The following is a 12,060-nucleotide window of genomic DNA, read 5'->3' as shown; positions in this document are numbered from 1 at the left end:
GCTACGAGGCCGCCTCGTCGGTGTCGCCGCCGGATCGCTCGGCAGCCTCGCTCGCCGCGGCGGCCTGGTCGGTGTCCACGCTGCCGTCCGCGCCCGGCGTGGCCGCCGCGAACTCCCGCAGGTGGGCGGCGAGCTCGTCGGCGTGGGTCAGGGGCGCCTCGTGGCGGGCGTCGAGGCGGTGGACGACGGCGTCGGGCCGGCGCGCCGCCAGGTCCCACTGCCACGTCGGGGACATCAACTGGTCACGGGTGGTCACGATCACCATCACCGGGACGTCGAGGTCGCCGATCCACGGGCGGGCGTCGAACCGGCTCATCGCGTCGGCCGAGAGCCAGTACAGGTCGGGGTCGCGGTTCTGGTGGGCCGAGTAGTACCAACGGGCGTTCTCCGGCGCGACCGCGCCGACGTGGGTGAGGTAGCGGATCCGCACCCACGACACCTCGGTGCGGGTGACGCGCTCGGCGGCGCGGACCAGCGTCAGCCCGATCCTGGCCAGCGGCGACAACCGGTCGGTGAGCAGCGGGATGTCGGCCGCGGTCCCGGACAGCGCCAGTCGCCCCACGCGGTCCGGGTGACGTCGCGCGAGGGACTGCGCGATCATCCCGCCCATCGAGAAGCCGAACACCGTGGCGTCACGCACGCCGAGCCGGTCGAGCACGCCGTCGAGGTCGTCGGCCATCGTGGTGATGTCGTAGCGACCCCGCACGTGGTCGGTCTTGCCGTGGTTGCGGTTGTCCACCGCGATGACCCGGTGGTCGGTGGACAGCAGCGGGATCAGTCGCGGGAAGATCGCCATGGTGTCGTCGCCCCACCCGTGCACCAGCACCAGGGGCGGCGCGTCCTCCGGACCGTCCTCGCGGATGAAGAACTCGATGCCGTGGACGAACACGGTGCGGCCCGGGAGCTCGAGTGGGACGTGCTGCTCGTCGTCGAAGGTGGGCACCGGCTCGGGGGCGAGCAGTCGCAGGCCGATCCACGCGACGAGCCCGCCGACGAGCCACTTCCACACCACGCGACACCTTCCCGGTCGACCCCCACGGCACGCCCGACCCTACCTTCCCGGGCGTCGGTGGGGACGGGACGCGACCTCAGTCGGGCTGGTCGAGGGTCCGGCCGTTGACGTGCTCGGGCACCAGTCGCAGCCAGCTGCGGTCGCGGTAGCCGTCGAGCCAGATCGGACGTCCGCGCAGGTCCAGTCCGGTGTGCTCGACCAGGTCCTGCACGGGGTGGAGGTGGCCGCTGACGATCACGCTCCAGCCACTGTGGTCGTCGGCGTCGTAGCCGTCGACCTCGAAGACCGCCGGCCCACCCGGCTGGTGGAGGGCCCGGTGCAGCTTGGTCCCGGGCACGGACACGAACAGGACCTCGCGATCGCGCACGACGTGGTTGATCGGCACCAGGTGGGGTCGGCCGTCGACGACCACGGCCAGCCGGCCGAGTGGTTCGCCCCGGACCAGTTCCCAGCAGCGGTCCTCGTCGAGCACCGTCATGCCCAGGCGGTCACGCGGGGGGTCCTCCATGGCGTGCTGCATGGTGGGGGTGGGTTCGTCGGCCATGGTCGTTCCTGTCGTCGGTCGCCCCGGTGGGGCGATGCGGGCGACACCTGGCCGCCCGCGCTGTCGGGGTCAGGTGGCGTCGGCTTCCTCGACGATCATCGCCGTCAGCATCCCGAACATCGTCCCGTCGTCACGCTTGACGTGGCTGAGGATGTGGCAGTGCCACACCCAGGTGCCCGGCTTCTCGAGCTCGTAGACCACCGTGTAGCGCTCGCCGGGTGCGACGTTGAGCGTGTCCATGTACCAGGGGTCGTCCAGCACGTAGCCGTCCTTGGCGATGACCAGCCCGTCCTGGTTGTGCAGGTGCATCGGGTGGGCCATCAATCCCTCGTTGTAGTAGTGCACGATGACCTTGTCACCACTGGTGTAGGAGTACGGCTCGGTGGCGGGGAACGACTTGCCGTTCAGGGTGAAGCCCAGCGACCCGGCGTCGTTGGTGATCATCACGATCTCGTCGACGACGCCGTCGATGCCGGCCAGCTCGGCGTAGTCGCCGATGATCATCGACCCGGCCAGTCCGTTCAGCACCTGGTGCAGGCTCATGTGGTGCGAGTGGTACATCATCACCGACGGCTTCTCGGCCACGAAGGTGTAGTCCATGGCGTCGCCGCTGGCGATCGGGTCCTGGGAGATGTAGGTCACGCCGTCGATGGCGAACTCGTGGTCACGCAGCCCGTGCGGGTGCAGGCTGGTGGCCTCGTCGTCGAGCTCGTTGACCACCCGGATGGTGACCGTGTCGCCGATGTCTGCCCGCAGGGTCGGGCCGGGGACCTGGCCGTTGTAGGCGAGCGCGTCGACCACCTTGCCGGGCTCGACCTCCCACTCGACCTCGTCGACGACCAGTTCGAACAGCTTGGTGCCGTCGGGGAGGATCTCGGGCTCCATGGGCTGGGCGCCCTTGCCCTCGGTCTCGGCCGGGAAGGCCCCGATCGAGTCCTGCATCGCCTGCTCCATGTCGGCCGACGTCGGCATCGCCATCGCGGTGTCGTCGCCGTGGTCCATGGCCCCCTCGTCGGTGGCGGCCACCGCGGCCACCTCGGCGTCGCCGATCGTGAAGCTGCCGGCCATGCCCGCCGTGGCGTGGCCCTCGATCGTGCAGGTCCATTCGTAGGTTCCCGCGGCCAGGCTGCTGACGTCCAGCGCCCCGGTCTCGCCGGCGCCGAGGTCCGCGGTGGCGAGGTCGGCCCCGGTCACGGTGAGGTTGTGGGGGATCGCACCGTCGTTGGTGACGGCCAGGGTCGCCCCGGTCGGCACGACGTCGACGTCGGGGGTGATCGCGTACTCGCTGAGCGAGACCGCCACCTCGCCGCCGGCGGGTGCGGCGATCGGCGCGGCGCCCGCGGCGTTCGTGGTGGCGGCCGCGGTGCCGGCGGGGCCGCCGTCGCGGGCGGCCAGCGCCACGCCGGTGGCGTACACGGCCAGCAGGCAGGCGATGACGCCCACGGCGATCGCGGCGAGGCCGGCGCGATTGGTGGTGTCGGTGGGGGCGTGGTCGGACACGGTCGGGATCCTCGTCGAGTCGGCGACTGATGTCCCGAGCATGCTCCCGTGGAGGTCCCGGTGATCCCGAGAAGTGCCCGCCTCGTGAGGACCGTTGGTCCCGACCCGCTCGGGACCCGTGGGTGCGCAGCGACCGACCCCGGGCCGACCGACGGTCAGCCGACCGCCTAGTAGCTGCGGCGCTCCCGCGTGCGCTGTTCGACCAGGTAGGCGGCGGCCTCGACCCGGCGGCTGACCTCGAGCTTGGACAGGATCCCCGAGACGTAGTTCTTGATCGTCTTCTCGGCGAGGTGGATGCGCTCGGCGATCTCGCGGTTGGTGCGTCCGTCCGCGATCATGTCGAGGATGCGTTCCTCGGTCGGCGTGAGCCGCGCCAGGCGCTCGTCCTTGTCCTCGTCGGGGTTGCGGATCCGCTCGAGCACCCGCTTGGTCACGGCCGGGTCCAGGATCGACTCGCCGCGGCCGACCCGCCGGATCGAGTCGGCCAGCTCGGTGCCGCGGACCTGCTTGAGGACGTAGCCCGCGGCCCCGGCCATGATCGAGTCGAACAGCGCCTGGTCGTCGGAGAACGACGTCAGCATCAGGACCCTGGTCTCGGGTCGGTGGGCGCGGATGTCGCGGCAGGCGTCGACCCCGTTGCCATCGGGCAGGCGCACGTCCATGACCACCACGTCGGGTTCGAACACCTTCGCCCGGGCCACGGCCTCCTCGGCCGTGCCGGCCTCGACGACCACCTCGAGGTCGTCGGTGGCCTCGAGCAGGCTCGCGAGGCCCTGGCGGACGATCTCGTGGTCGTCGACCAGCATGACCCGGATCGTCGCCGGGGTGTCGGCCGCGTCCTCGGGGGTGTCGGCAGGTTCGGACGTGGTCATCGCGACTCCGATCGAGTGGTGGCGTCGTGGTGGGGCGTGACGGGGTCGGTCGGTCGCGGCGGCAGCGTGACGGTCAGGTGCGTGCCGTCGCCGACCGCGGCGTCGATGCGGGCGTGCCCGCCGTGCAGGCCGGCCCGCTCCCGGATGTTGACCAGGCCGTGTCCGGCGGACGGCTGGGACGGGTCGAACCCGGCGCCGTCGTCGACGACCTCGAGCACGAGCAGGTCGTCGTGGAGGTCGACCCGGACCTCGACGGTCGACGCTCGTGCGTGCCGGGCAACGTTGCCGAGGGCCTCGCGGGTGATCTGGAGCACGTCGGGGACCAGGGCAGGGGGGACTTCAGCGGCGACGTGCTCGCTGACGACCAGTCGCGGCCGGGTCAGCGCGTTGACCTCGTGCTCGCGAGCGAGCTCGACCAGCCCCGCGCGCAGCCCGAGGGTGGCGGCCTCGTCCGCCCGCAGCTGGAAGATCGTGTTGCGCAGGTCCCGGATCGTCGCGTCGATCGCGTCCACGGCGTTGTCGATGCGGGCCACGACACGCTCCGGGTCGCGCTCGACCATCGAGCGGGCCGAGTCGAGCCCCATCCCGATGGAGAACAGGGTCTGGATGATGCTGTCGTGCAGGTCCCGCGAGATCCGCTCACGTTCGGCCTGGACCGCCAGGACCTGCAGGCGTGCTGCCAGCTTCGCGTTGACGACCGCCGTCCCCACCTGCACCGCGAGGACCTCGACGAGGCGCTCGTCGTCGGCCGTGAACCCGCCGGGCTTGTTGGTCAGGTAGAGGTTGCCGAACACGGTCCCGCCCGATCGCACCGGTGTGCCCAGGAAGGACGTCATCGGTGGGTGGTGCGGGGGGAAGCCGGACGCCGCCGGGTGGTCGGCGAGGTCGTCGAGCCGGACCGTGCGGGGATCGCGGATCAGCAGCCCGAGCATTCCACGACCGGTCGGCAGGGATCCGATCTCCCGCGCGGTCCGTTCGTCGATGCCGATGTGGACGAACCGGGCGAGGGTCTGGTCCTCGCCCAGGACGCCCAGGGCGGCGTACGACGCCCCGGTGACCTCGCGTGCCAGCTCGACGACGTGGTCGAGCAGCTCGTCCAGCCCGAGCTCGCCCGACAGGGCGTCGGCGATGCCGGCGATGGCGGCCAGGCGGGAGGCGTTGGCGTCGGGAGGCATGGTCCTCGTCACGGGTGGCGGATGGCGACCGTGGCGCGGGCCGCGTGCTGCCATGATGGCACATCCACGGGGCCGGTGACGTGCGGGACGATCCGGAGGACGGCCTCCCGACCGACCGGTGTGGGTCATGGCGACCCGGTCGGGTGGCGTGCGGGGGAGGAGAGGCGCCCCGCGACCTCGGTCACGAAGGCCCGGACGACCTCGGCCGCGAGGTGGCGGCCGACCAGGCGGTCGGCGGCGGCCCCGATCGCGGCGAAGGGTGGGACGTAGAAGCCCACCAGGCGGAGTTCGGGGGTCGTGCGGGTGTGCAGCTCCAGGTCGCCGTGCAGGGTGGGGAACAGTCCGTCGGCCGTCTCGGCCCGCCAGTGGAGCCCGCGGACGTCCAGGCCGGGCGCCGGAGACGTGGCGTCACCGAGCCACGCGATCGCGGCCACGGACGGGGTGGGCAGGAGGTTCCCGGTGGACAGGTGGACGCGGTGGCCACCCTCCACGCGCTCGGCTGGTCCCGGCAGGACCCGAGCCGGCGGCTCGCCGAACCGTGCGCGCACGGTGGCCACGGCGACGTCCTCCGGGAGGGCGACGACGGTGTGGATGGGATGGCGACTCATCGGCCTGGGGCCTTCCGTGGCGCGACGCTGGTCGGCGCCGGCGGATCCCCTTCCGGGCCGGCACGTGGCGGTGCGCGTGGCGATCCCGGGACCCTACGTCCTGGCCGGTGGGACCACGGGGGGAACCGACCCGGTGCGGCAGGGCCGATGGTCCCGAACGCGGGCGGTGCCGGCGTGCCCCGGCCCTAGGCTGGGGGCTCCGGGGCGTCGACGAGGACGCCCCCGGGACGAGGGAGTGCGCATGTCCGCGACGCCGTCCGCCACCACCGTCGACGTCCTGCCCAGCCACGTGTGTGACCAGTGGCGGGCGGGTCGTGCCGACGCGGGGACCCCGGTGCTGCACGACGCCGTGACGGGGGTGCCGGTCGCGCGGGTCAGCGCGGACGGGATCGACCTCGCGGCCGCGGTCGACCATGCCCGCGAGGTCGGTGGCCCGGCGCTGCGGGCCATGACCTTCACCGACCGGGCGGCCGTGCTGCGCCGACTGTTCAAGGCCGTGATCGCGGCCAAGGGCGAGCTCTACGACCTGTCGGCCCGGGCCGGGGCCACGCCCGACGACGCCTGGTTCGACGTCGACGGCGGGATCGGGGCCATGGCGTCCTACGCCTCTCGGGGTGGTCGCAAGTTGCCGGACACGACGGTGTGGGTGGACCACGATCTCGTGCGGGTGTCCCGCGACGACACCTTCCACGCGGTCCAGGCACTGGTCCCGTTGCCGGGCGTCGCCGTCCATGTCAACGCCTTCAACTTCCCGGTCTGGGGCCTGCTCGAGAAGCTCGCGCCGACCCTCCTCGCCGGGGTCCCCGCGATCGTCAAGCCAGCACCCCAGGCCGCGTTCGTCGCCGTCCGGGCCTTCCGCGCCCTGGTCGAGGCCGAGGCGCTGCCACCCGGCACCATCCAGCTGGTCACTGGCGGTGCCGTCGACCTGCTCGCCCACCTCGACCATCGGGACGTGGTCGCCTTCACCGGGTCGTCGGCGACTGCGCGGCGCCTGGCGTCCCACCCGGCGGTCCTCGAGCGCAACGTCCGGTTCAACGCCGAGACCGACTCGATCAACGCGGTGGTGCTGGGCCCCGAGGTGATGCCCGACTCCGCCCTCTTCGACGACTTCCTCGACGAGGTCGTGGCCGAGTGCCGCGCGAAGGCCGGCCAACGCTGCACCGCCATCCGGCGCGTGCTCGTGCCGTCCGACCGGCTCGACGTGGTCACGGAGCGGCTGGCCGACCGGTTCACGGCGCTGGTGGTCGGTGACCCCCGGCGCGACGACGTCGACCTGGGCCCCCTGGTGGACCGGACCCAGGGCGAGGCCGTGCGCGCCGCGATCACGCGGCTGTCCGACGCCGCGACCGTGGTCACCGGCCCCGACCCGGCGGAGCTGCGTGGTGTCGACGGGGATCCGGGCACGTTCGTCGCACCGACCCTGCTGCGGGCGGACGACCCACGCGCACCCGTGCTGCACGACGTCGAGGCGTTCGGCCCGGTCGCGACCCTGCTGGGCTACGACGGGCCGGTGGACGCCGCCGACCTGGTCGCCCGGGGAGGTGGCGGCCTGGTGGCGTCCGTCTTCGCCCCGCCGACTTCCGACACCGCCGACCTGGTGCGCGCGATCGCCCCGCACCACGGGCGGGTGCTGGTCGTCGACGAGACGTCGATGGCGGCCCAGACCGGGCACGGCTCCCCGCTGCCGCGGCTGCACCACGGCGGCCCCGGGCGGGCCGGAGGCGGGTCCGAGCTCGGGGGGCTCGAGGGCCTGCACCACTACCTCCAGCGGGTATCGATCCAGGGGTCGCCCGACCTGCTGACGGCCGTGACCGGTCGGTGGGCGTCCGGGGCGGCCCGGCACGAGGGCACGCACCCGTTCCGCAAGCACTTCGACGAGCTGGAGGTGGGCGACAGCGTCGTGGCGGGGCCCCGCCACGTGACGCGCGAGGACATCGACGCGTTCGCCGACCTCACGGGGGACCACTTCTACGCCCACACCGACGAGGACGCGGCGGCCCGCAACCCCCTGTTCGGCGGGATCGTCGCGCACGGCTACTTCCTGCTGTCGGCCGCCGCAGGCCTGTTCGTGGCGCCGGAGGAGGGACCGGTGCTGGCCAACACGGGCCTGGACGGCCTGCGGTTCATGAAGCCGATCCGCCCGGGTGACGAGATCACGGTCACGCTGACCTGCATGGCCAAGGCGCTGCGGCCCGGCGAGGCGCACGGCGAGGTGCGGTGGGCCGCCGAGATCACCGACGGAGAGGGTGAGCTCGCAGCCGTCTACCAGCTGCTGACCGTGGTGGCCGCCTGACCTCCGGTCAGGTTGGAGTTGCTCGCTGGCGCTCGCAACGTCCAGCGCTGCTTCGGAGCCGCCTGACCTTCGGCGCGGTGCGGGCGCGCCGATCGGTCGGGGCGTACCATCCCGACCGGGAGCCAGGGGCCGGTCACGCCGGCCCCGACGCATGTCCCCGATGCGTGTCCGCACGCCCGTCGGGGGGGTGTCCGGGCGTGCCGATGGCCGTCCGGGTCGATCGCACCCTCGGGAGGTGTCCGTGTCCGCCAGCACCCCGGTCAGCGCTCCCGTCGAGCCGTTCGTGGCCCCCGGGTTCGAGGCCGTCGCCCGACAGTTCGAGGACCTGTTCGCCGCGCCCCACCACGGGGGCGGCGCGCTGGCGGTCCGCTGGCGTGGGGTCCCCGTCGTCGACGTGTGGGCGGGCACCCGCGACCGAGCGCACCGACGGCCGTGGCTGCCGGACACCGGCTCGGTGTCGTTCTCGACGTCCAAGGGGATCACGGCGGCGGTGATCCACCGGCTCCTCGACCGTCACGAGCTCCAGCTGGACCGTCCGGTCGCCGCGTGGTGGCCCGCCTTCGGCGCCAACGGCAAGGGCGCCATCACGATCCGTGACGTCCTGACCCATGACGCCGGACTGCACAACGTCCGCGACCTCGTCGACGACATCACCGACCTGCTCGACGACGAGGAGATGGAGCGCCGCATCGCGGCCGCGTCCCCCGATCCCCTGCCCGGCAACGGCCCCGGCTACCACGCGATGACGTTCGGCTGGATCCTGTCGGGGCTGGTCCGCGCCGCGACGGGTCGGGACATGCGCGCCCTGTGGCAGGAGGAGCTCGCCGAGCCGCTCGGGCTGACCGGGATCCGCATCGGCATCCTCGGCGACCATCGGGCCCACGTGGCGGAGCTGCTCGAGACCGGATGGGACTTCCCCTCCATGCTCGACTCGCTGCCCGGCGTCCTGCCGTGGGCCCGGCGTGCGTCCGAGGCGATGGGCATCCACGGTCTCAACGAGCTGTTCATGGACCCCGACCGGGCCGTCCTCGGCGCCCAGATGCCCGCCGTCAACGGGGTGTTCACCGCCCGCGACCTCGCCACCGTCTACGCCGGTCTGGGCGGCCACGAGGTCAACGGCGTGCGGCTGCTGTCCGACGCCGCCGCCGACCGCCTCCGGATCGTCCAGACGTCACGACGCGACTACGTGATGGGCATCCGGATGCACTGGCGGCTGGGCTACCACCGCGCCTTCATGGCCGGCCGCCGACCACGCCACGCCTTCGGCCACTACGGCTTCGGGGGCTCGGGGGGCTGGGTCGACCCGGTGGACGACCTCGCGGTGGCGTTCGTCACCAACCGGCTCGGCACCGCCACGACCCCCCTGGCCGACGTCCGGTTCTTCCGCCTGTCGAGCGCCGTGGTCCGTGCCACCCGGTCTGCCCGACCACCGGTGGGCTGACGCCCGTCGCCCGGGAGCGGCTGCCGGCGGTGTCCGAGGGGCCACGCCGGCCGTCACGTCGGGTGCGCGGGGGTGCATACGCTGCCACGTCGGCCCGGTTCGAGGTCGCCCACCGCACCACGCTCCCCGAACGGTCCCGTCATGTCCATTGCCGCACCAGCGGTGCCCGAGACGAGGGTGGACGAGCCCTCGCAGTTGGGTCCGTCGGCCAACGGCTGGGGCCATCGGCCCCACCTGGACGGTCTGCGTGCGGTGGCCGTCTACCTCGTGCTGTTGTTCCACGCGCGCCTGCCGGCCTTCGCCGGTGGCTTCGTCGGGGTCGACGTCTTCTTCGTGCTGTCGGGCTACCTGGTCACCAACGTCATCCTCGCGGACGTGGCGATCGTCGGGAGACTGCGGTTCGGTCGGTTCTACGCCCGCCGCGCGCGCCGCCTCATCCCGGCCTCGGCCCTGGCCATCGTCGGCACGGCCGTGGGCGCCGTCCTGGTGGCCGCACCCCTGGATCGCCTGGCCCTCGTCGGTGACGCGCGTGCGGCGTCGCTCTGGTACGCCAACTGGCACTTCATCGTCGAGGCGGCCGACTACTTCAACGTCGGCCAGGCCGAGAGCCCCTACCTCCACTTCTGGTCCCTGGCGATCGAGGAGCAGTTCTACCTCGTCTTCCCGGTGCTGCTGATGGGGCTGTGGGTGCTGACGGGTCGACGCCTGCGCCGGGTCATCGCCGCTGTCGCCGTCCTGGCGGCCGGCTCGGTGGCCTGGCAGGTGGTCGTCGCGACCAGCGACGCCAACCGGGCCTACCTCGGCACCGACACGCGCGCCTACCAGCTGCTCGTGGGCGTGCTGGTCGCCCTCGTGCTGTGGCGGGTGAAGCTGCCGGACCGGGGGCGGCGGTGGGCGCGCACGGTGCTGGTGCTGGCGCTGGTCGGGCTGGTGGTGGTCGCCACGGCGCTCCTGGACGTCAGCCCGTCCGTGCGCGGCCTGGCGGCTGCCGGGGTCTCCGTGGTCCTGCTCGTCGCGGCCGAATGGGCCGCCGGCGGATGGGCGAGCGGCGCCCTGTCCCTGCCGACCGTGCGCAAGCTGGGGATGATCTCGTACGGGACCTACCTGTGGCACTGGCCCGTGGTCGTCCTGACCGAGCGCGTCCTCGAGGTCGGACCCGTCGCCCTGTTCGTGATCTCGGCCACCGTCGGGACCGGGCTCGCCGCACTCAGCCACGACCTGCTCGAACGGCCGGTGCGCCGGGGCGCCTGGCTGCAGGGCCGTCCCACCGTGTCCATCGTCGGCGGCGTGGGGATCGCCCTGGTCGTCGGTGCGCTCGTCGCGCCGGCGATCCTGCGGGTGGACCTGCGGCCCCCGGTCCGGGTGCCACCCGAGGAGCAGGCCGCGGTCGGGGAGGACCCGGGCGAGGCACGTTCGCCCCTGCTCGACTCGATCGACGAGCCGGTGCCCGACCTCGACCTGGAGGCCGTCGCGCGAGAGGTCCCCCCGATCCCCGACTGCCGCGAGCCGGACGGGTCGGACTGCGTGGTCGTCGAGGGTGGCAGCGGGGGCATCCTGCTGGTCGGGGACAGTCACGCGCGCATGTTCGTGCCGGCGTGGAAGGCCATCGCCGAGCAGCACGACCTGACCCTGTGGCTCAACCACTCCGGCAGCTGTCCCTGGCCGGACGGCGCCTTCCTGGGCGACCCGTCGAACCCGCGGTCGCGCCGCTGCGTGGAGAGCCACGACCTCCTCTACGACGAGCAACTGCCCAGCCTCGACCCCGACCTGGTCGTGGTCGCCTCCAACGGGCTCCGCGAGCGCGACTTCCCGCTCCGGTCGAGCAGGGACGACGTGACGGCGGACAGCCACGACGCCCTGGTCGAGGCACTGGTGCGTACCGGCGCAGGGGGACTGCGCGACGCCGGTCGCCCCCTGGTGCTGATGGAGCCGGTGCCCATCCTGCCCGAGGACCCGACGGTGTGCCTGTCCGCGGCCATCGTGCAGTCCGAGTGCCTGATGACCGGGATCGACGACTTCCCCGAGGAGGCCGTCTACCGGGAGCTGGCCACCGACGATCCGCAGGTCTGGTCCGTCGACGTCGACCCGCTGCTGTGTGACGAGCGCCTGCGGTGTCCCCCGATCATCGACGGAGTGCCGGTCCGGCGCGACCAGGACCACCTCACCCCCGACTTCGCGGCGGCACTGGCCTCCGCGATCGACGACCAGGTCCAGGTGTCGGCCCTCGACCTGCTGGACCGCGACGACCAGGACGGCTGAGGTTCCGGGCGACCCGGTCGCCGCCGTAGACTCGCAGGGCCGCCCGCCACGGTCCCGCCCCGCCCGAACGAGGTGTTCCATGCCCCGCGTCGCCATCGACGTCCTGCTCAAGCGCGAGATCCTCGATCCGCAGGGACGCGCGCTGGAACGTGCCCTGCCGGGCCTGGGCCACGGCGAGGCCTCCGACGTGCGGGTCGGCAAGCACATCGAGCTGGACCTGGACGTGTCCGGGGACGAGCTCGCGACGACCGTGGAGTCCATGGCCCACGACTTCCTGACCAACCCGGTCATCGAGACCTACGTCTGGCGGATCATCCAGCCGGACGAGCGCGCCGACGCCAACTCGTAGGACCGTT

The 12,060-nt window shown here is 72.9% G+C and carries 10 protein-coding genes; 4 read left to right on the top strand and 6 right to left on the bottom strand.

What is annotated here, in order from left to right; genetic code table 11:
• Nucleotide 1: 1 nt before the first annotated feature.
• The 6 genes from KR546_RS00650 to KR546_RS00625 form a co-directional block, all read right to left on the bottom strand.
• Nucleotides 2-1,009, bottom strand: coding sequence for an alpha/beta fold hydrolase (locus tag KR546_RS00650; RefSeq protein ID WP_238442763.1), 1,008 nt, complete (start codon nt 1,007-1,009; stop codon nt 2-4).
• A 79-nt stretch (nt 1,010-1,088) separates the two neighbouring features.
• On the bottom strand, nt 1,089-1,556 hold the full coding sequence (locus tag KR546_RS00645) for a pyridoxamine 5'-phosphate oxidase family protein (protein WP_238442762.1): 468 nt from the start codon (nt 1,554-1,556) through the stop codon (nt 1,089-1,091).
• Nucleotides 1,557-1,625: 69 nt separating this feature from the next.
• Nucleotides 1,626-3,056, bottom strand: a complete 1,431-nt coding sequence (locus KR546_RS00640; RefSeq protein ID WP_238442761.1) for a multicopper oxidase domain-containing protein — start codon at nt 3,054-3,056, stop codon at nt 1,626-1,628.
• Between the two features lie 167 nt (nt 3,057-3,223).
• On the bottom strand, nt 3,224-3,928 hold the full coding sequence (locus KR546_RS00635) for a response regulator (protein ID WP_238442760.1): 705 nt from the start codon (nt 3,926-3,928) through the stop codon (nt 3,224-3,226).
• On the bottom strand, nt 3,925-5,103 hold the full coding sequence (locus KR546_RS00630; protein ID WP_238442759.1) for a GAF domain-containing sensor histidine kinase: 1,179 nt from the start codon (nt 5,101-5,103) through the stop codon (nt 3,925-3,927). Before KR546_RS00630 ends, KR546_RS00635 begins: the two co-directional genes overlap by 4 nt.
• 125 nt (nt 5,104-5,228) lie before the next feature.
• Nucleotides 5,229-5,711, bottom strand: coding sequence for a hypothetical protein (locus KR546_RS00625; protein WP_238442758.1), 483 nt, complete (start codon nt 5,709-5,711; stop codon nt 5,229-5,231).
• A 241-nt stretch (nt 5,712-5,952) separates the two neighbouring features.
• Between KR546_RS00625 and paaZ the strand changes: the two genes are divergently transcribed.
• From paaZ to purS, 4 genes are all read left to right on the top strand, one after another.
• Nucleotides 5,953-8,004 (top strand): phenylacetic acid degradation bifunctional protein PaaZ, encoded by a 2,052-nt coding sequence (gene paaZ, locus KR546_RS00620; RefSeq protein WP_238442757.1) that lies wholly within the window; start codon nt 5,953-5,955, stop codon nt 8,002-8,004.
• Nucleotides 8,005-8,245: 241 nt separating this feature from the next.
• Nucleotides 8,246-9,445, top strand: coding sequence for a serine hydrolase domain-containing protein (locus tag KR546_RS00615; protein ID WP_238442756.1), 1,200 nt, complete (start codon nt 8,246-8,248; stop codon nt 9,443-9,445).
• Nucleotides 9,446-9,586: 141 nt separating this feature from the next.
• Nucleotides 9,587-11,704 (top strand): acyltransferase family protein, encoded by a 2,118-nt coding sequence (locus KR546_RS00610; RefSeq protein WP_238442755.1) that lies wholly within the window; start codon nt 9,587-9,589, stop codon nt 11,702-11,704.
• 79 nt (nt 11,705-11,783) lie between these two features.
• The gene (purS, locus tag KR546_RS00605) at nt 11,784-12,053 is read left to right on the top strand and encodes a phosphoribosylformylglycinamidine synthase subunit PurS (RefSeq protein WP_238442754.1); all 270 of its coding nucleotides are present in this window, start codon (nt 11,784-11,786) and stop codon (nt 12,051-12,053) included.
• The last annotated feature ends 7 nt before the right edge of the window (nt 12,054-12,060 follow it).

The organism is Salsipaludibacter albus, from assembly GCF_019798055.1.
In the GTDB taxonomy this organism is placed as follows: domain Bacteria; phylum Actinomycetota; class Nitriliruptoria; order Nitriliruptorales; family Nitriliruptoraceae; genus Salsipaludibacter; species Salsipaludibacter albus.
The sequence above is the reverse complement of the archived record's forward strand: the minus strand, read 5'-3'. Positions and strand labels throughout refer to the sequence as shown.

Excerpts from the sequence above, each read along its gene's own strand:
- KR546_RS00645 (WP_238442762.1), bottom strand. The coding sequence starts at position 1,556 with ATGGCCGACGAACCCACCCCCACCATGCAGCACGCCATGGAGGACCCC.
- KR546_RS00635 (WP_238442760.1), bottom strand. The coding sequence starts at position 3,928 with ATGACCACGTCCGAACCTGCCGACACCCCCGAGGACGCGGCCGACACC.
- KR546_RS00630 (WP_238442759.1), bottom strand. The coding sequence starts at position 5,103 with ATGCCTCCCGACGCCAACGCCTCCCGCCTGGCCGCCATCGCCGGCATC.
- KR546_RS00625 (WP_238442758.1), bottom strand. The coding sequence starts at position 5,711 with ATGAGTCGCCATCCCATCCACACCGTCGTCGCCCTCCCGGAGGACGTC.
- paaZ (WP_238442757.1), top strand. The coding sequence starts at position 5,953 with ATGTCCGCGACGCCGTCCGCCACCACCGTCGACGTCCTGCCCAGCCAC.
- KR546_RS00610 (WP_238442755.1), top strand. The coding sequence starts at position 9,587 with ATGTCCATTGCCGCACCAGCGGTGCCCGAGACGAGGGTGGACGAGCCC.
- purS (WP_238442754.1), top strand. The coding sequence starts at position 11,784 with ATGCCCCGCGTCGCCATCGACGTCCTGCTCAAGCGCGAGATCCTCGAT.